The 18,645-nt window shown below is 69.7% G+C and carries 19 protein-coding genes; 13 read left to right on the top strand and 6 right to left on the bottom strand.

Features of this window, described 5'->3' with window-relative positions; genetic code table 11:
• The first annotated feature begins 1 nt into the window (after position 1).
• From LRH25_RS22515 to LRH25_RS22490, 6 genes are read left to right on the top strand one after another with little or no spacing between them, the layout of a single operon-like run.
• A complete protein-coding gene (locus LRH25_RS22515; protein ID WP_141290005.1) occupies positions 2-409 on the top strand; it encodes a type II secretion system protein in 408 nt (135 codons plus the stop codon).
• Positions 410-446: 37 nt separating this feature from the next.
• Complete coding sequence (locus LRH25_RS33195; protein WP_141290004.1) at positions 447-908, top strand: prepilin-type N-terminal cleavage/methylation domain-containing protein; 462 nt, start codon at positions 447-449, stop codon at positions 906-908.
• 46 nt (positions 909-954) lie between these two features.
• On the top strand, positions 955-1,548 hold the full coding sequence (locus LRH25_RS22505) for a type II secretion system protein (protein WP_231012277.1): 594 nt from the start codon (positions 955-957) through the stop codon (positions 1,546-1,548).
• Complete coding sequence (locus LRH25_RS22500) at positions 1,535-2,476, top strand: type II secretion system protein (protein ID WP_141290003.1); 942 nt, start codon at positions 1,535-1,537, stop codon at positions 2,474-2,476. The genes LRH25_RS22505 and LRH25_RS22500 overlap by 14 nt, the downstream gene beginning before the upstream one ends.
• A complete protein-coding gene (locus tag LRH25_RS22495; protein ID WP_231012276.1) occupies positions 2,448-2,936 on the top strand; it encodes an agglutinin biogenesis protein MshP in 489 nt (162 codons plus the stop codon). The genes LRH25_RS22500 and LRH25_RS22495 overlap by 29 nt, the downstream gene beginning before the upstream one ends.
• Positions 2,937-2,945: 9 nt before the next feature.
• The gene (locus tag LRH25_RS22490; RefSeq protein WP_231012275.1) at positions 2,946-6,650 is read left to right on the top strand and encodes an NIDO-like domain-containing protein; all 3,705 of its coding nucleotides are present in this window, start codon (positions 2,946-2,948) and stop codon (positions 6,648-6,650) included.
• Here LRH25_RS22490 and LRH25_RS22485 read toward each other — a convergent pair.
• Complete coding sequence (locus LRH25_RS22485; protein ID WP_231012274.1) at positions 6,644-7,108, bottom strand: YciI family protein; 465 nt, start codon at positions 7,106-7,108, stop codon at positions 6,644-6,646. The genes LRH25_RS22490 and LRH25_RS22485 overlap by 7 nt on opposite strands.
• Here LRH25_RS22485 and LRH25_RS22480 point away from each other — a divergent pair.
• Genes LRH25_RS22480 through LRH25_RS22455 form a run of 6 tightly spaced genes read left to right on the top strand, consistent with a single transcriptional unit; the run spans position 7,092 to position 12,918 of the window.
• Entirely contained in the window at positions 7,092-7,523 is a 432-nt protein-coding gene (locus LRH25_RS22480) for a hypothetical protein (RefSeq protein ID WP_170201160.1), read from the top strand. The two genes, LRH25_RS22485 and LRH25_RS22480, sit on opposite strands and share 17 nt — an antisense overlap.
• 1 nt (position 7,524) lies before the next feature.
• The gene (locus LRH25_RS22475; protein WP_231012272.1) at positions 7,525-8,736 is read left to right on the top strand and encodes a hypothetical protein; all 1,212 of its coding nucleotides are present in this window, start codon (positions 7,525-7,527) and stop codon (positions 8,734-8,736) included.
• 3 nt (positions 8,737-8,739) lie between these two features.
• A complete protein-coding gene (locus LRH25_RS22470; protein ID WP_231012269.1) occupies positions 8,740-9,486 on the top strand; it encodes a PilN domain-containing protein in 747 nt (248 codons plus the stop codon).
• Positions 9,483-10,259: a hypothetical protein gene (locus tag LRH25_RS22465; RefSeq protein ID WP_231012267.1), complete on the top strand. Its 777-nt coding sequence runs from the start codon at positions 9,483-9,485 to the stop codon at positions 10,257-10,259. Before LRH25_RS22470 ends, LRH25_RS22465 begins: the two co-directional genes overlap by 4 nt.
• A complete protein-coding gene (locus LRH25_RS22460) occupies positions 10,256-10,849 on the top strand; it encodes a hypothetical protein (RefSeq protein WP_231012265.1) in 594 nt (197 codons plus the stop codon). Before LRH25_RS22465 ends, LRH25_RS22460 begins: the two co-directional genes overlap by 4 nt.
• A complete protein-coding gene (locus LRH25_RS22455) occupies positions 10,846-12,918 on the top strand; it encodes a secretin GspD/PilQ domain-containing protein (RefSeq protein ID WP_231012263.1) in 2,073 nt (690 codons plus the stop codon). Before LRH25_RS22460 ends, LRH25_RS22455 begins: the two co-directional genes overlap by 4 nt.
• 17 nt (positions 12,919-12,935) lie before the next feature.
• Here the strand turns inward: LRH25_RS22455 and LRH25_RS22450 are convergent, their stop codons facing one another.
• Together LRH25_RS22450 and LRH25_RS22445 are read right to left on the bottom strand one after the other, a co-directional pair.
• On the bottom strand, positions 12,936-14,045 hold the full coding sequence (locus tag LRH25_RS22450; protein WP_231012262.1) for an AAA family ATPase: 1,110 nt from the start codon (positions 14,043-14,045) through the stop codon (positions 12,936-12,938).
• A 105-nt stretch (positions 14,046-14,150) separates the two neighbouring features.
• Positions 14,151-15,014: a LysR family transcriptional regulator gene (locus LRH25_RS22445; RefSeq protein WP_231012257.1), complete on the bottom strand. Its 864-nt coding sequence runs from the start codon at positions 15,012-15,014 to the stop codon at positions 14,151-14,153.
• A gap of 113 nt (positions 15,015-15,127) precedes the next feature.
• On the opposite strand from LRH25_RS22445, the gene bla reads away from it, so the two are divergent.
• Complete coding sequence (gene bla, locus LRH25_RS22440; protein ID WP_211361308.1) at positions 15,128-16,018, top strand: class A beta-lactamase; 891 nt, start codon at positions 15,128-15,130, stop codon at positions 16,016-16,018.
• Between the two features lie 4 nt (positions 16,019-16,022).
• Here the strand turns inward: bla and LRH25_RS22435 are convergent, their stop codons facing one another.
• The 3 genes from LRH25_RS22435 to LRH25_RS22425 all read right to left on the bottom strand — a co-directional run bounded on the left by LRH25_RS22435 (position 16,023) and on the right by LRH25_RS22425 (position 18,567).
• Positions 16,023-16,934, bottom strand: a complete 912-nt coding sequence (locus tag LRH25_RS22435; protein WP_141285917.1) for a pyridoxamine 5'-phosphate oxidase family protein — start codon at positions 16,932-16,934, stop codon at positions 16,023-16,025.
• An 8-nt stretch (positions 16,935-16,942) separates the two neighbouring features.
• Positions 16,943-17,566 (bottom strand): glutathione S-transferase family protein, encoded by a 624-nt coding sequence (locus LRH25_RS22430; RefSeq protein ID WP_141285919.1) that lies wholly within the window; start codon positions 17,564-17,566, stop codon positions 16,943-16,945.
• 98 nt (positions 17,567-17,664) lie between these two features.
• On the bottom strand, positions 17,665-18,567 hold the full coding sequence (locus tag LRH25_RS22425; RefSeq protein ID WP_141285921.1) for a LysR family transcriptional regulator: 903 nt from the start codon (positions 18,565-18,567) through the stop codon (positions 17,665-17,667).
• Between the last annotated feature and the right edge of the window lie 78 nt (positions 18,568-18,645).

The raw sequence follows: 18,645 nt of genomic DNA, 5'->3' as shown, positions 1-18,645 counted from the left end.
CATGCACACCCGCCATCGCACCCGCAACCTGCAACCGCTGCGCCTGAACGCCGGCTTCACGCTGATCGAACTGGTGATGGTCATCGTCATCCTGTCGGTGCTGGCCTCGGTCGCGATCCCGAAGTTCATAGACCTGGGCTCTGACGCCAAGGCCGCCGCGCTGTCAGGCGTGGCCGGCTCGCTGAGCTCGGCCTCGGCTGTGAACTACGCCAGCCGCAAGGCCAAGGCGACCAACGGCAACGCCGTGGCGAACTGCACCGACGTGGCCACCTCGATGCAAGGCAACACCCTCCCGACCGGCTACACCATCACCGCTGCTGCCGTGGCAGTGGACACCACGGTCAACTGCACGCTGACCCAGACCTCCACCAGCAACACCACGACCTTCCAGGCCATCGGCATCCTCTGATTGGTTCTGGCCTGAACGAAGCCCGCTGTTGACTGCCATGCGCCCTGCATCGCGCATCCGCAGCGCCGGCTTCACGCTGATCGAACTGGTGATGGTGATGGTGATCACCGCGGCCCTGGCCGTGGTGGCGCTGCCGAAGTTCCCCGACGTGGGCAACTGGCAGGTCATGGCCTATGCCGACAATGTGGCCAGTGCGCTGCAGAGCGCGCGCCGCGTGGCGCTCGCGCAGCGGCGGCCGGTGGTGGCCACGCTGACCTCGACCGGCGTGACCGTGGCCTACGTGGCTGGCGGCAGCATTGCCAGTCTCGCGTGCCCAGCTGCGTACAGCCCTTGCATGCTGGAGTCCGGCACCCGCAGCATCACCTTCAACGCCAGCAACAGCGGCGCCTCGGTGAGCTCCACCGGCGGCACGCTGACCATGACCTTCACGCTCGGCAGCGGCACCGCCCGCGTGCTGCAGATCGAGACCGAAACAGGCCTGGTTCGCGTGCTTTCTTGAGGCACTGCCGCAGCGGCTGCCGCCCTAGCATGCTGGCACCGTGCGCTTGCCTGCCCATTCCGCCCTCCGCCATGCCGACCGCCCCGGCCGCCTGCAGCTGCAGACGGGCCAGCGCGGGCTTTCGCTCATCGAGCTGGTGATGCTGATCATGGTGCTGGGCATTGCGCTCACCGCCATCCTGCAGGTCTTCATCCAGGCCACCCGCGCCAGTGCGGACCCGCAACTGCAGCGCCAGGCGCTGGCCGTGGCCGAGTCGCTGATGGAAGAGGTGCAGCTGATGCCCTTCACCTGGTGCGACCCGGACGACGCCAACGTCGACACCGCCACCAGCACTGCCGGCTGCGCCAGCGTGGTCGAGGTCATCGGCCCGGAAGGCGGCGAGCAGCGCTCGGGCACGCCACAGTTCGACAACGTCAACGACTACAACGGCCTCACGCTCAGCGGCATCACCGACATCAGCGGCAACGCCGTGCCCGGGCTGTCCACCTACACCGCGGCAGTGAAGGTGGCCAACGCCGCGCTGGGCAGCGTGGCCAGCAGCGAGGCGCTGCAGATCACCGTCACCGTCACTGGACCGAACGGCGTGCAGGTCACGCTGGACGGCTTCCGCACCCGCCACGCTCCCAATGCCGGCCTTTGAACAGTGCCCCCAGGTCCGAGCTGCGCTCGGCCCGCCCCCCGAGGGGGTCAAGGAAGCTTGGGGCGGCCCGGCGCTTCCTTGTGGCCGCACGATCCACCGTCATGCCCAACGTGGCTTTACGCTGATCGAAGCCGTGATGGTCATCGTGCTGAGCGGCATCATCGTCGGCATCGTTGCCAAGTTCATCGCGGTGCCGGTGCTGGGCTACCTCTCGGCGAATGCGCGCGCCAACCTGGCCGACACCGCCGATGGCGCGCTGCGCCGCATCGGCCGCGAGCTGCATGCCTCGCTGCCCAACAGCGTGCGCGTCAACAGCGCCGGCACCGAAGTCGAGCTGATCCCGGTGACGGCCGCCGCGCGCTTCATGACCGAAGGCAGCGGCGCGCTGGAGTTCGGCGTCACCGACACCGACTTCGACCTGATGGGCCCGCCCATCGCGCTGGCCGCCAACCAGTGGTTCGTGGTCTACAACCTCGGTGCCGGCATCACCGGCTCGGACGCCTACGCCGCGAGCAGCAGCGCCGCCGATCAGGCCGCGTCCAACCGCCGCAGCATCAGCTCGGGTGCCGGCTCGGTCTCGCATCTGACGATTGCCTCGGCGGCCGGCCTGCCGGTGTCCGACTATGCCGCGCCATTCCGCGGGTTCGTCGTCAACGCCCCGGTCACCTTCCGCTGCGATCTTTCCGCCGGCACGCTGACCCGCTACAGCGGCTACGGCTTCAACGCCGCCCAGCCGGACCCTCCCAGCGGCGGCAGCAGCGCGCTGCTGGCCAGCGGCGTCACCGCCTGCCAGTTCAGCATGGACGCGGTGGCCGTGGCCGCCCGCGCGGCGCTGGTCAGCCTGCGCCTGCAACTCAGCACGACCACGACGAGCGGGACCGAAACCGTCTCCCTGCACCATGCCGTCCACATCGACAACCTGCCCTGAGCGCGAAGCTGCGCAGCGCGGCTTCACGATGGTCACGATGATCTTCGTGCTGGTGATCCTCGCCGCGCTGGGCACGGCGCTGGCCGCGCTGAGCCAGCGCCAGGCCCTGGGCTCGGCCATGGACCTGAACAGCGCCCGGGCCATGCAGGCCGCGCGTGCCGGGCTGGAATGGGGCGCCTGGCAGGTCATGCGCAACCCGGCAGCGCCGGCCGCCGCCCCGGCCTGCCCGGCCACCACCAGCTTCGTGCCCGGCGGCACGCTCTCGGGCTTCACGGTCACCATCGTCTGCAGCCGCACGCCCACCAGCGGCACTGTGAGCGATGGCGCCACCAACCTGGCCTTCTACCAGCTCACCGCCACCGCCTGCAACCTGCCCAGCGGCGGCGCCTGCCCGGCCACCGGCACGCCGAATGCCGTCTACGTCGAGCGCCAGCTGAGCTGGATGCTGGCCCGGCCCTGAGGACAAGGCATGCCCATGACACCAGGCGGTTTCCTCTTCCTCGCGCGTTGTGGCGGGCTGGCGCGGTGGCTGGCGATGGCCTGGCTTTGCCTGGCGCTGATGCCTGCCCAGGCCGCCACCTACACCTTCAGGAGCGACACCTACAGCTGGGAATCGGCGGCCAACACCATCACCTGGGACAAGAGCTGCACCGGCTATCCCAACGACGACGACAAGGCCACGATCAGCTTCACCGGGGGATTCACTTTCCCCTTCGCCGGCAGCAGCTACGGCAGCGTGCGCGTGCTGGCCAACGGCATGCTGCAATTCGGCCCGGATGCCGGCCTGCACCGGACCTACACCAACACCACCTTGCCGGTGGCCGCGCCCGCCGCTTACGGTTCCGGCTGCGCCGCTGCCACCCCTACAGCGGTGCTGCTGGTCTACTGGACCGACCTGGACCCCGGCCGCTCCACCAGTGGCGGCGTGACCTGGGAGCTCAAGGGCAGCGCCCCCAACCGCCGGCTGGTGGTCAGCTGGAACAACGTCTACCAGTACAACACCACCACGCCCTACACCTTCCAGGCCGTGCTCTACGAAAGCGGCGAGTTCAAGTACCAGTACGGCAATGCCAACGCCTCGGGCTCGAACGCCACCATCGGCGTGGAAGTGAACAGCAGCGACTACACGCTGTACTCCTTCAACAGCGGCTACAACGCCAACGGCTCGGCCATCCGCTGGTTCCTGCCCTCGGGTACGCCCACCAAGCTGGCCGAGTACCGCATGGACGAAAGCGCCTGGAACGGCACCGCCGGCGAAGTGGCCGACAGCACCGGCCATGGCTACAACGGCGTGCGCGTGGGCAGCGCCACTGCCACCAGCTCGATCGCGCAGGTTTGCCGCTCGCTGGACGTGCCGGCCAACACCAGCAGCACGGTGAACGCGGTGGACACCGCGCTGGACGTGGACAGCGCGGTCGGTGCCAGCGGCAGCATCGCCTTCTGGCTGCGCGAGGACACCGCATGGAACAACGGCACCGCCGCGATGCTGATGGATGCGACCGCCTCCGCCAGCTACCCGTTCTACCTGATGCGCAACGGCACCGGCAGCCTGCGCTTCGCCGTGGCCGATGACGCCGGCACCGCGCTGGTGGCCACCACCGCCACCCGCACCACCGCGGCCAACACCTGGGTGCACGTGGTCATCACCTGGCGCCTGGCCAGCGGCACCAACCAGAGCACGCTGCGCATCTATGTCAACGGCACGCTGGGCGCCACCACCAACGGCACCACCAATGGCAGCCTCTCGACCACGCTGAACTCGCTGTTCATTGGCGACAACCGAAGCACCGCGCTGCCCGCTGGCGCCACCGCGAACTCGGCTGCCGGCCTGATCGACGAGGTGCAGGTCTACAACTACGAGCTGAGTGCAGCCGAGGTGCTGCTCACGATGAACGCCACACACGGCTGCCCGCCGCCGCTGGACCACATCGAGATCACCGCGGGCAGCAGCAGCGGCTCCACCTGCGCGCCGGCCAGCATCACGCTGCGTGCCTGCTCCAACACCAGTTGCAGCGCACTGCTGACCAGCTACACCGGCACCGTCAACCTCAGCAGCAGCAGCAACCGCGGCGACTGGTCGGCCGGCAGCACCAGCCCGCCACAAGGCACGCTGGCCAACGGCACGGCCAATGACGGCACCGCCAACTACATGTTCAGCACCGCGGATACCGGCCAGGCCACTCTGCAGTTCAGCCACTCGCTGGCGCAGGACGTGAGCCTGGGCGCGGTGGACAGCACCCTGCCGGCCACCGCCAACAGCGTGGGCCCCATCGCCTTCCGCGACAACGCCTTCGTCTTCGCCGAGGACCTGGCCAACAAGGTGGCCGGCAGCGACGTGGCCGTGGCCCGCCGGCCGCACGACATGACGCTGAGCCTGTTCAAGAAGGACCCCACCACCGGCAGCTGCGGCGTGGCCACCGACTTCAGCGGCAGCCGCAACCTCAAGCTCTGGCGCACCGACAGCGGCACCACCGGCAGCTGGACGGCGCCCAGCATCGTTTCGCCAGCCCTCAGCATCCCTGCCACCCAACCGGCGGCCAGCAACCTCGCACTGAACTTCACCAGCGGCGTGGCCAGCTTCAACCTGGGCAGCACCGACATCGGCCGCTACAGCCTCAACGTGCGCGACGACTCGCTGAGCCATGCCGCCACTGCCATCACCGGCGCCAGCAACATCCTCACCGTGCGGCCCTTCGTGATCCTGGTCTCGGGCCTGGACTACGGCAGCCTGCACAACCCCAATGGCGCCGCGCCAACCGATGCCGTCTTCGCCCCCGCAGGCGCCGCGTTCGCCGCCACCGTGGCCGCCTACGCCTGGGACGGCAGCATGACAGCCAACGGCACCGATGCCGGCAACACCGGCTCGCCCGCCAGCTCGGCCACCCAGGCCCAGCTCACCGCCGGCGGCCGCACCGCCAGCTTTGCCAGCCCGGTCACGCTCAGCCCGGCCGCTGCCAGCCAGACCCCCGCTGGCGGCACGCTGGGCAGCCTCGGCAACGGGGCGCTCGCCGCCGGCAACTTCAGCAGCGGCAGCGCCACCGCCAGCAACCTGCGCTACAGCGAGGTGGGCAGCTTCCTGCTCAACACCGTTGGCGTGGTCACCGGCTTCCTGGGCAGTGCGCTGAACCTCGATGCGGTGGTGGTCAACAACGCGGGCACGCAGAACGCCCGCATCGGCCGCTTCGTGCCCGCCGGCTTTGCCCTCAGCGGCGGCAGCTTGGGCTACCGGCCTGCCGCCGCCTGCAGCCCGGCCGCCGGCTTCAACTACCTGGACGAACCCTTCCGCCTGGGCTTCACCCTCACCGCGCAGAACGCCCAAGGCGCCACCACCGCCAACTACACCGGCAGCTTCGCCAGGCTGGACCCCGGCAGTGCCGGCAGCTGGAACCTGGCCGGCGTGGCCAGCGCCAGCGGTGGCGGCAACAGCGCCGCCTTCGCCACCACCGGCTCGCCAGCGCGCCTGAGCGTCTCGGCCGGCAGCGGCAGCTGGAGCAACGGCGTGGCCAGCAACGTGCAGCTGAGCGCCCAGGTCAGCCGCACCACACCGGCCGATGGCCCGTTCAGCGCCAGCTTCGGCATCGCCCCGGTCGACAGCGACGGCGTGAAGATGCTCGCCTACGACCTGGACACCAACCTGCCCGCTGACGGAACCAGCGACCACACGCAGCTGGCCAGCATCGTGCTGCGTCACGGCCGATTGAGGCTCCTCAATGCCATTGGCGCGGCAGACCGCGCACTCAGCATGCCGCTGCAGGCCCAGTACTGGAACGGCAGCGCCTGGGCACCGAACACGCTGGACAGCTGCACCAAAGTGCCGGCCACCGCGGTCAACTTCGGCAACTACCGCAAGACCCTCACCGCCGCCGACACCAACCTTGTCGCGACCAGCATCACGCTGTCTGCAGGCCAGGCCAGCCTGGTGCTCAACGCGCCCACGGCCACCCACCGCGGCAGCGTCGACGTGGCCTTGAGCCTGGGCAGCACAGCAGCAGACGTCTCCTGCCTGCAACCCTGGACGCCCGGCACCGGCGACGCCGCCAGCACAGGCGCGAGCCTCGCCTACCTGCGCGGTGCCTGGTGCGGCGCGGGCACCGACAAGGACCCCACCGCACGCGCCAGCTTCGGGCTGTATCGCGGCGCGGACCCGCTGATCTTCTCGCGGGAGAACTACTGAGCTGGCGCCGGTTTCGAAAGCCTCAGATGCCCGTCCGGCACCAGCATCAGCGCCGCCGAGGCGTACAGCGGGTGAAACTCCGGGACCATTTCGCCCTTGATGACCACCGGGTCGGTGGCGACCAGGGTCTTCGCTTCTTCGACGGTGGGCACGGCAAAGATGAACATGCCGCGCCAACCGTCGTCGCCGTCGAAGGGGCCGGCGATGGCGAGTTTGCCGGCGTCGGCCAGGCGCTTCATGTTGGCGAAGTGGCCTTTGAACATCTCGTCGCGTTCCGGGCCAGTTGGCACGCGGTTCGGGCCGGTCTTCAGGATCACGAGGACGTACTGGCGCATGCCATTGTCGTTGCCGCCGAGCTTGGCGGCGAGCACCGGGTCGTAGGCTGGCGGTGCAACGGCCGCGGCTGACTGTGCGTGCGCCGAGGCGCCAAGAGTCAGCGCGATGCTGCTGGCCGCCAACCGCAGGAACTTGAGCTTGGACATGGGTTTCCCCCGTGATCGGCAAGGGCTTGATGCTAGCCCCCAAGGCCCGGATCTGCCCGCGTTCGCGCCCCTTTTCAGGGCTTCGCTTTCGCGGCCGGTCCGCAAAATCCCGGGAAAGCAGTACCTCTCGTGCGGCGCCCTGGGCGCGCACTTCCTTCATGCAGTCAACCCGGTCCTCGTGATGCCTGCCTTCCGCGCCCTTTCGGTTTTTCGCCCCGCCCGCTTGCCTTCGACGGCCCGGCCGCGCGCGTCCGCGCGCTGGCTGGAATACGCGCTGCAAGCGGCCATCGTCGGCTGGCTGTGCCTGTGGATGATGCCAACGCCTGTGATGGCCGGGGAAGGCCCGGATGGCGGCGCCACGCAACCCCTTTCCACGGACGAGAGCACCTGAGATGAAGCTGCGCTGGCCCTGGCAACGCAACGCCCGCGGGAATCGGCAAGACCGGCTGGTGTTCTGCAGCACGCCTGAAGGCCTGGCCTGGCTGCGCGCAGAGCCGGCAGGCGGCCGGCTGCGCCTGGCTTCGCATGGCGAGCTGGCCCGCGACGGCCAGACCGACGCCGAATGGACCCGCGCGGTGCGCCAGCTGGGCTTGCCGAATGGCTCGCCGGCGACCGCCGTGCTGCCGCTGCAAGCCTACCAGCTGCTGCAGATCGAAGCCCCGGTGGTGCCGGCCGACGAACTGCGCGCAGCCGCCCGCTGGCGCGCCAAGGACATGGTCAACGGCCACATCGACGACGTGACGCTGGACGTCATGCGCCTGGGCCAGCCCGGCAGCCAGGTGCAGGGCCATGAGCAGATGTTCGTGGTGGCCGCGCCGAACAAGGAAGTGGCCGCCGCGGCTGCGCTGGCCACCGGCGCCGGCTGGCGCCTGGCCGTGGTGGACGTGGCCGACAACGCGCAGCGCAACCTGCAGCATGCCGCCGCCACCCAGATGGACTTGGCCGACCGCGCCACCGCCTGCCTGGCGGTGCACGACCACAAGACCTGCCTGCTGACGATCTGCGCCGGGGGCGAGCTGTATTACAGCCGCCGCCTGGAATGGGACCCGGCCCTGCTGGCCCGGGCGGAGCGCGCCGCGGCGCCCGCAGCCACCGCTGCACCGGCCTTGCCAGCGACACCCGACAGCACGGCCCATCACTACATGCTGGGCGATGCGCAAATGGTGGCCGCCGGCAGCGACATCGCAGCCGACCTCCCCCATGACGCCCCGCGCAGCTTCTCGTTCGACGACCCTTTGCTCAGCGCCGACGACGGCCTCGCCGCGTTCGCGCCGGCCGCCACCGCGGCCTACACGCCAGCCAGCGCCGCCATCGAATTCGCGGCCGACGACACGCCGCGCATGGTGATCGAGCTGCAGCGCTCGTTCGACGTGTGGGAACGCTCGTGGCCGCAGTTGCCGCTTTCGCTGCTGATGCTGCAGCCGCCCGGCGAAGCCACCCACGCGGCCAGCGTGGTCGCCGCCAGCTTCCTGCAGGAACAGCTGGGCCTGCGCGTGCTGCCGCTGGACCTGTCTGCCGGCCTGGACCTGGGCGAACGCCCGGCCGGCACGCTGCCGCCCTTGAGCTTGCTGGGCGCGCTGCTGCGCGACCGCCCGGAGGCCTGAGCCATGGTCCAGCAGATCAACCTCTACACCCCCATCCTGCTCAAGCCCAGGCTGCACTTCTCGGCCAGGGCCATGGCCCAGGCGCTGGGCGTGCTGGCCGTTTCACTGGCCGGCTTCTGCGGCTGGGTCGCCTGGCAGACCCAGGCCCGCGAGCACAGCTACGAAGAAAACCGCCGGTGGCTGAGCGCGGAACAACAGCAGCTGGACCAGGCCCTGAGCACGGCCCATGGCCGCAACGACCCGGCGCAGCTGGAGCGTGAACTGGCCCGCGTGCAGGCCGACACGCTGCTGCTGCGCCAACAGCTGGCCGCCACCGAAGGCACCTACCTGCGCCCCGGCCAGAGCCACTCTGCCGTGCTGGCCCTGATGGCCCGCACGGTGCCCGGCCCGGCCTGGATCACCCGGCTGCAGGTGGCCCCCAGCCAGCTGGAGATCAACGGCCTGACGCTGGACCCGAACGCGCTGCAGGGCTGGATTCGCCGCCTCTCGGCCGAGCCGCTGCTGGCCGGCCAGCCGCTGGCCCAGGTGCGGGTGGAGAAGCTGGCGAATGCGCCGACCGGCGCCACCGGCCTGCAGGCCGGCAACAGCCTGGACGCCGCCACCAACGCACTCGCGCCCCTGGGCGGCAGTGCCGACAGCCCACTGCGCAGCGAGCCGCTGCCCAGCGGCGGCCCGGGCTGGGCTTTCCGCCTGAACGCCTCGCACAACCCGGTGCAAGCCGGAACACCTGCCACCGGAGCCCAGCCATGAAGACGCCCAAGCGCCTGCAAAAGCTGGCCTCGCGCATCGACGCGATGAGCCTGCGCGAGCGGGCCTTCCTGTTCGGCTCGCTGGCAGTGGTGATGATGGCGATTGCCGACCAGGCCGTGATTGCGCCCAGCCTGCAGCAGCAGGCCGGCTGGCGCAGCCAGCTGCAGCGCACCCAGGCCGAGCTGGCCGTGCAGCGCGAGGAACTGGCCCGCCTGAGCCTGCCGCACCTGCCCGGCCAGTTGTCAGGCGCCACCGATGACGCCGGGCGCAAGCTGGCCCAGTTGCAGCGCGCACTGGCGGAAGCCCGCGCCGCGCAGGCCGGCCTCAGCGCCCAGTTGCAGCCGCCTGAAGGCGCCCACACCCGCGTGGCCCTGCCCGAGTTGCTGGCCGAAGTGCTGCAGCACCACCGCGGCGTGACGCTGGTGCGGCTGAACACCCGGCCGAGCAGCGATGGCGCCACCGCCAAACCCGGCGGCCGCAGCCTGGACGCCACCGCGCTGGTGATGGCCATGTCGCCCAGCGCCTCCGCCGCGCTGGCACCCACCGCCGCTGCGCCGCTGGCGCCTGCCGCCGCCCCTTCCGCGCCCGCAGGCCTGCCGGCCTGGCAGGGCGCCCAGCTGAGCGTGTCAGGCAGCTTTGCCGACCTGCGCGCTTTCCTGATCGAACTTGAACACGAACTGCCCGGCCTGCGCTGGGGCACCCTGATCCTGGACGCCGACACCAGCCCGCCGGTCATGTCCATCCAACTGTGGCTGGCCGGGAGCAACGCATGAGCCACACCAACGAACTGCAACGCCTGCGCCATGTGCATCCGCAACAGGGCCGCCGCGTGGTGCCCAAGCTGTCCAGCCGCTGGGCCTGGGGCTGGGCGATTGCGCTGTCGACGCTGGTGCTGCTGAATGCGCTGGCCAGCCAGCCGCTGCACGCCGAAGAGCTCACCGCCGAACGCGACCCGACCGCTGCGCCCGCCGCCGCCCGCGCACCGGCCGCCCCCGCTTCGGCCAGCACAGATGCCGGCCCCGCCAGCAGCGGCGACCTGCTCAGCGCCGCACTCGCCCAGCGCCTGGTGATCAACGACAAGCCCTTCCTGGTGGACCGCGGCTGGCTACGCGGCGTGGGCGACTACGTCGGCGAGGCCCGCATCGAGAAGATCGAGCCGACGGCGGTGTGGCTGCGCGAAGCCGGCGTGCTGCGCAAGCTGCCGCTGTACCCGCAGGTCCAGGTGCTGCCGGCTTCGCCGGTGAAGACCGCCTCGATCAATGGCCTCAAGGCTGGCCGCAAATCCGCCACCGGCGCGCAAAGCGCACCGGCCGCCGACCCCATGCAAACCCCGCCGGGCACCGCCCTGGAGGAGACCCGATGAAATCGCCCGCCCTGCCCTCGCCCCTGCACCCGGCCAAGGCCAGCCCGCCGCGGCTTGCCGCGCTGCCGCGCCTGCTGGGCCTGGCTGGCTTGATGGCCGAACTGCTGGCCTTTGGCGGCTGCGCCAGCGTGGCCACCGACGGGCCCACCGCCTTGCCACGCACCACCCCGCTCCAGGCGGTGCTGCAGAACCCGGCCAACGAAGCCGCCACCACGCCGCGCCCTGCCGCACCGGTGGCCGCGGCACCGGCGCCCGCCACGCCGGTGGCAGCGCCGCCCGTGGCCGCCGCCCCGAGCGAGCCGCGCTTCGACCTGATCGTCAACAACGCCCCGGCGCGCGACGTCTTCCTGGCCCTGGCCGCGGATGGGCGCTACAACATGCTGACGCACCCGGAGCTGGCCGGCAGCATCTCGGTGACGCTGCGCCGCGTGACCATGCGCGAGGCGCTGGAAGCGCTGCGCGATGTGTACGGCTATGACATCAAGGTCGATGGCCGGCGCATCACCGTCTACCCGCCGACCATGCAGTCGAGGGTGTTCGTCGTCAACTACCTGCCGACCCAGCGCAATGGCCGCAGCGAAGTGCGCGTCAGCTCGGGCAGCTCGACCGCGCAGAACAGCGGCAACAACAACAACAGCGGCGGCAACAGCGGCAATGCCAACGGCAACAACGGTTCGAACGGCAACGGCAGCAACAGCAGCACGCAGATGGAAAGCACGCAGCTGACGACCCAGTCGCACAGCGACCTGTGGGGCGAGCTGGGCGATGCCATCAAGACCATGATCGGCACGGCCGGCGGCCGCAGCGTGATCCTCAGCCCGCAGGCCGGCATGGTCGCGGTGCGGGCCATGCCCGACGAACTTCGCCAGGTCGAAACCATGCTGAGCGCCGCGCGCATGGCCATCGAACGCCAGGTCATGCTGGACGTGAAGATCGTCACCGTGGAGCTGCGCGAGGGCTACCAGAGCGGCATCGACTGGTCGGTGCTGCGCGGCCGCGGTGCGGCAGGCAACACCAGCGGCTACGGCGGCAACCCGCTGCTCGTCAACAACAACGGCCTGCCCACGCTGACCCAGGCCGCCGACCTGGCGACCGACGCGATGGCGCTGCCCGGCGCGGGTGGCGGGCTGTTCGGCCTGTCACTGGCAACCAACGGCTTTGCCGCGGTGCTGGGCTTCCTCGAAACCCATGGCGAGGTGCAGACCCTGTCCAGCCCGCGCCTGGCCACGCTGAACAACCAGAAGGCGGTGCTGAAGGTCGGCACGGACGATTTCTTCGTCACCGGCGTGTCCGGCGGCACGGTCACCACGTCCACCGGCACCAGCGCCGGCCAGACCACGCTGCCCACGCTGACGCTGACGCCCTTCTTCTCCGGCATTGCGCTGGACGTGACGCCGCAGATCGACGCCGGCAACATGATCACGCTGCACGTGCACCCCTCCGTCAGCAGCGTGGCCGAACGCTCCAAGCAGATCGACCTGGGCTCGCTGGGCGCCTACAAGCTGCCGCTGGCCTCCAGCAGCACCAACGAGACCGACACCGTGGTGCGCATTCCGGACGGCCAGATCGTCGCCATCGGCGGCCTGATGCAGATGGAGACCACGCGCCAGACCTCCGGCCTGCCGGGCAGCGCCGAAAATGCGCTGACCGCCACCGTGCTGGGCAACCGCAACAACGCTGGCAAGAAGAAGGAACTGGTGGTGCTGATCAAGCCCAGCATCATCCGCTCGGCCGACGACTGGGCCGAACACACGCAGGCCGCCTGGGCCGCGCTGGACAACCGCGAAGCGCCCAGCCGCGTGATCCGCCTGGACGGCCCGCCGGTGCCCGCCACCCCGGCGAGCAAGGTCGGCGCGGCCACCCCGGCCAGCGCAGCGCCCGCCTCCGTGCCCGCAAAAGCAGCCGTCACCCCCGGCGCGCTGGCCCTGAGCCTGGACGCCGACGCCCCGGCCGACGCAACGCCAGCAGAACCCGCCAGGACCGGCACCGGCAAGACCGCCACACGCCACCGCGCCACGGCCAAGCCAACGGTCAAGGACAGCGCGGCGCAGGTCGCCCGCGCCGGCTGAACCGACAAGCCCGCCAGCTAGCTTGCCGCCGCAGGCACAACGGCCAACAGGCCGTCGGCTGCCATCAGCTCGCTGAGCGAGGCTTCCTCCAGCGCGTACACGCCTCGCGCGGCCCGCCACACGAGCGACTTCTCCTGCAGCGCCAGCAAGGCCTGCTGCACACCGGGAACGTCTGCCTTGGCGTCTGCGGGCTGTCCTGTCGCTTGCAGCACGGCCTGGTAGGCGCCAATCGTGTTGGCCTCGAACGGCGCGTAGTCGGTGCCGCGCGCAGCCAGCACCCGCAGCACGGCCGATTGCAGCGGCGTCAGGCTGTGCACCACGCGCAGCAGTTCATGGCTGCTGGCCTCGATCTGCGCCTCCACGGCCTGGGTGAACTGTGCGGACACGTCTGCGGGCTGGAGATCAAAAGCAAAACGCAGCGTGTCTGCGGCTGCGCCCAGCAATTCCGGGCGGAAGGATGCCCGGCTGAACAATTCCAGCACTTTGGCAGCGTCGAGCTCGGCGGGCAGATCGGTACGTTCGCAGAACCACTGCACGTAGTCGGCACCGAGTGCCGGAAAGTTCACCAGTGGCGCGCCAAAGAAGGCCTGGTCACGGCTGTTGCGCAGCATGGCCAGCTTGTCTCGATTGGAACCAGTGGCCACGATGCGAAGACCGTGATGCCGGCTGCTGTTGAGTTCGTCGCGGGCCGCCTTGAGCGCGAACAGGGCATCGTTGCCTTTGTCGCTGGTGATGGCGTGCTGCGCCTCATCGATGATCAGCACGATGGTGCGCTTGCTCTCGTCGGACAGGGCCGCAAACGCGGCCGAGAGCGAAACGCCGTCACCCAGGCCGACGCGATCCAGCGAAAAGGAGACCCCGCCCACCGCCACCTTGTCCATGCCAGCGGCCTTGGCCAGTCGCTTGACGACACCGTCATGCTTGGCCAGCTCGGCCCTGACGGCATGCACGATCACATCGCCCGGGTCGGCCTTGCGGTCTTCCCACAGATCCGCATAGACGACCAGTGCACCCTTGGCTTCCAATTGAGGGCGCAGGTCCTCACGAAGGAAGGTGGACTTGCCCGTGCGGCGAGGCGCGGCCAGGAAGAGGCCTGAACTCGATGCCGACGTGGGTGACAAGAACATGACTTTGCCTGCCATGTCCGCGGCCAGTGCCGTACGGTGAAAGATTTCCATTTCGGGCCTCAGCTTTAGAGTCGATTATAGAGCTCTATAGAAAACTATAGGGCTCTACAGCACGTCACACTCCGCGCTGATCCAGGCCTCGAAGGCCTGCAGTGCCGCACTGCGCTTGCGCGAACCCAGCCGCGTGAGCCAGTAGCGGCCGCTGTCGATCTGCACGTCGAACAGGCGAACCAGGCGGCCGTTGCGCAGGTCGCGGATGAACAGGTCCACCGGCAGCAGCGCCACGCCAGCGCCCAGCGCCGCCGCTTCGGCGAGCGCCAGTGAAGCGTCGAACACCATGCCGCGCACGACCGGTGGCTCGACGCCTGCGGCACGGAACCAGGTTTGCCATTCATCGGCCCGGTAGGAACGCAGCAGGGTCTCGCGGCCCAGGTCGCGTGGCGTGCGGATGCGCGTGGCCAGGGCCGGTGCGCACACCGGCGCCAGCGGCGCGCGCATCAGCGGCAGCGCCTCGGTGCCATGCCAGTGGCCGTCGCCGAAGCGCACCGCGGCGTCCAGGCCCTCGGCGGCCAGGTCCACGCGGTTGTTGTGGGTGGACAGGCGCAGGTCGATGTACGGATGCGCCTGCTGGAAGCCCTGCAGCCGCGGCAGCAGCCAGCCAATGGCAAAGGTGGCCACCACGCCCAGCGCCAGCACCTCGCGCGGGCGAGCTTCGCGCAAGGTGGCCAGCGTGCCGCCAATGCGTTCGAAGGATTCGGCCAGCACCGGCAGCAAGGCCTGGCCTTCTTCGGTCAGTGCCAGCCCGCGCGGCAAGCGGCGAAACAGCGCCATGCCGAAGCGCGACTCCAGGTTCTTCACATGCTGGCTCACTGCGGTGGGCGTGAGGTTCAGCTCGCCGGCTGCGCGGGTGAAGCTCAGGTGGCGGGCAGACACCTCGAAGGCGCGCAAGGCGTTCAGCGGCAGGTCCATGAGAGAGTCCCAAGTTTTCCTTGGGTCAGAGCTGCAATATTCGCGATTGTGAGGTGGTGGCCCGGCCCCTATCGTCGCGTCCCATGCACTTCAACCCATTGAGCTCATTGCCCATGAAACGCCGCCACTGTCTGCAAGCCCTGGCCCTCGCCGCCTCCCCTCTGCTCGCCTCCGCGAAAACTTCAGCTTCCGCCACAACAGGTTCTCTCGACGACTGGGTCAGCTCGCGCTTCCAGGCCATCGAAAAAGCCAGCGGTGGCCACCTGGGCGTTTTCATCCAGGACACCGCCACCGACCGCAGATGGGGCCACCGGGCCGACGAACGCTTCCTGATGTGCAGCACCTTCAAGCTGCAGGCCACCGCCCGCGTGCTGGACCGCGTGGCCCGCGGCGAGGAGCGGCTGGACCGGGTGATCGCGTTTGGCAAGGCGGACCTCGCCGGCTACTCGCCCGTCACCGAGAAGGCCGTCGGCCGCGGCAGCATGACACTGGGCGAGCTGTGCCAGGCCACGATGACCCACAGCGACAACACCGCCGCCAATTTGATCCTGGCGAGCTACGGCGGCCCGGCCTCGCTGACGGCCTGGATGCGCAGCCTGGGCGACGACGTCACCCGCTCCGACCGCACCGAGCCCGCGCTGAACGAGTTCGACGCCACCGGCCAGTTCGACACCACCACGCCGCGCGCCGCCGCCGGCTCGCTGCGGGCGGTGACCCTGGGCAACGCATTGCCACCGCAGCAGCGAGAACTGCTGGTGGGATGGATGCGCGCCAACACCACTGGCGGCCACCGCCTGAAGGCCGGCCTGCCGGCAGGCTGGACGCTGGGCGACAAGACCGGCACCAGCGACGACTGCACCAACGACATCGCCGTCGTGTGGCCGACCGGCGGCCGTGCGCCCGTGGTGGTCACGAGCTACATCGGCCGCAGCCGCACCGAAAACAAGCTGCGCGAGCAATGCCTGGCGCAGGTGGCCGGCATGCTGCCCAAGCTGCTGGGCTGAAGCTTCAGGACCAGCGCAGCGCCAGCGCGCCCCGCCGCCGCACGAGCTGTTCGACGCGCACGGTCCACAAACGCTCGGCGCCCGGGAAAGCGGCGAGCTGGGGGCCGTCCAGAACCAGTGTGGTGTGGCCGCTGAGTTGCAGCAGTTCACCGGTCTCGAAGTCGATGAACAGCAGGCCGGCGCGCGGGTTCAGCAGCAGGTTGCCCAGGGTGTTGAAGAACAGGTTGCCGGCGAAATCCGGGATGGTCAGCAGGTTGCCCTCGACCTTGACAAAACCGGGCTTGCCGCCCCGGTGAGAGACGTCGACCGAAGGCCTGGGTCGCTGCTGGTCGCCAGGGAAATGGCTGGCGACGAAAAAGGTGTCTGCCGCGGCAATGCGGGCACGGGCCTCGTCGTCCAGCGCCTGCAGGTGCTGGGTGGCAGCGCCCGATGCTGAACCCGGCGCACGCGCAAAACGAAAGCCGCGCTGCTGGATGTACCGCGGGCAGTTGCCAAAAGACTCCCCGACCGCCAGCGAGAAGCCGCCCGCATGCAGTGCGGCCACGCGGCCGTTGACCCGGTTGCGGCGCCGGGTGTGCAGCTCGATGCCCAGCAGGCCCAGCGGCGCGCCGTCTTCCAGCGCCCCGCGTACCGGGTCACCCTCGGCCGGCAGCGCACCCAGGACCAGGCGCTGGGGCTGCGGCGAACGCAGGAAGCCGGGCTCGCCTTCGATCACGCCGGCCCAGGGACTGCCTTGCGCGTCCACCGCGCCCACCACGATGAACGGCAGCTGGGCGTAGAACTGCCGGTGCTGGTCCGGCATGAAGTCGCGGATCACGCGGGGGCCAACTTCGGCCATGCGTTCGGCCACGCCGACATGGGCTTGCAACGCCTGTTCGCCGCGGTGCCAGGGCGAGGTGGTGAGGGCGGTGTCCATGACGGTCCTCAGGCGGCGCGCAGGCCAGCGGCGGTGGCCGGCATCGGCACAAAGCCTGGCAAGGCTTCGATGCGGGCCAGCCAGGCGCGCACGTTCGGGTAGTCGGCCAGCGAGACATTGCCTTCTGGCGCGTGGGCGATGTAGCTGTAGTTGGCGATGTCGGCAATGCTGGGCCTGGCGCCGATCAGGAAGGGTCTGCCAGCCAGCTCGGCGTCCATGACCTTCAGCAAGCCGTGCGCGCGGGCAATGACTTCTTCCGGCCGGAAGCCGGCACCGAAGACTGTCACCAGCCGGGCCGCCGCCGGGCCGAAGGCCAGCAGACCGGCGGCCACCGACAGCCAGCGCTGCACCGCGGCTTCGCCCGCGGCGTCCGTCGGCAGCCAGTCGGCGTTGCCGTAGCGGCGCGCGAGGTAGACCAGGATGGCGTTCGAATCGGCCAGCACCAAGCCGTTGTCGTCGATCACCGGCACCTGGCCGAACGGGTTCAGCGCCAGGAACTCGGGCCGCTTGTGCTGGCCACCGCGCAGGTCCATCTCGATCAGCCCGACCGGCTGGTTCAGCAGCGACAGCGCCAGTTGCACCCGGTGGGCGTGGCCGGAGAGGGAGAAGGTGTAGAGCTTGATGGCGGACATGTTCGGGCTTTCGTGAAGGGATGACCGAACTGTCACTGATCTGGTCGCCGAACAGAATCCACGTGAATTCCAAGACTCTGTTTCGCTGACTGGAATAATCAGCCGGGTTGCAGCAAGGGATGCGCGCGCAGCCTGTCCATTGCCAAGTCCAGGAAGGCCCGTGCCTTCTGCGAAGCGTGCCGGCCTTCGCGGTGCACCAGGTGGATGGGCAGCGGCGGGCCTTCGAAAGCGCTCAGCACAATCTTCAGCCGGCCTTCGGCCACCGCCGCGGCCGCCTGGTAGGACATCAGCCGCGTGAGGCCGAAGCCACCCACGGCCGCGGCCAACGCCGATTCGTTGGTGGTGGTCGTCATGCGCGGCTGGACCTTGACCAGGCGCGACTCGCCGTTGTCGTGCAGCCGCCATTCGGAAGTGGACGCCGCGGTGGAGGCGACGATGCAATGCCGGGCCAGTTCGTCGGGCGTGGCGGGTGTGCCGTGCTGTTCCAGGTAGCCCGGCGCGGCGCAGATCACCCGCCGCACCTGGCCGACCTGTATCGCCTGCAGCGAAGAGTCGGCCAAGTTGCCGATGCGCACCGCCAGGTCAATGCCTTCGTCGACGATGTTGACGACGCGGTCCAGGAACCAGCACTCGGCATTGACCTCGGGGTAACGCTGGAGGTATTCGGTCACGATGGGCGTGACGTAGAGCGCGCCGAACATCACCGGTGCTGTGAGCATGAGCTTGCCGCGAGGCGTGGCGTGCATCCCGCTGACCGATTCATCGGCCTCGGCCAAGTCGGCCAGGATGCGCCGGCAGTCTTCCGCATAACGCGCGCCGGCATCGGTCACGCGCACGACCCGCGTGGTGCGGGTCAGGAGGCGAACACCGAGCAGGGTTTCCAGCTCGGTGACGGCGCGCGTGACCGCCGGCGGCGACAGCGCGAGCTTGCGCGCGGCGCCGGCCAGGCTGTGGGTGTCGACCACCGCGACGAACACGCTCATCAGGTGAACACGGTCCAATCATTCCTCCGAATGAAATGCTGCCTTTGAACCGATGAGGATTCTGCGCGAGGCAGGCCGCGCCGGCCCCGGCGCGGG

Origin of the sequence: Ideonella azotifigens (genome assembly GCF_021043325.1) — a bacterium.
GTDB classification, from domain to species: Bacteria; Pseudomonadota; Gammaproteobacteria; order Burkholderiales; family Burkholderiaceae_C; genus Ideonella; species Ideonella azotifigens.
The sequence above is the reverse complement of the archived record's forward strand: the minus strand, read 5'-3'. Positions and strand labels throughout refer to the sequence as shown.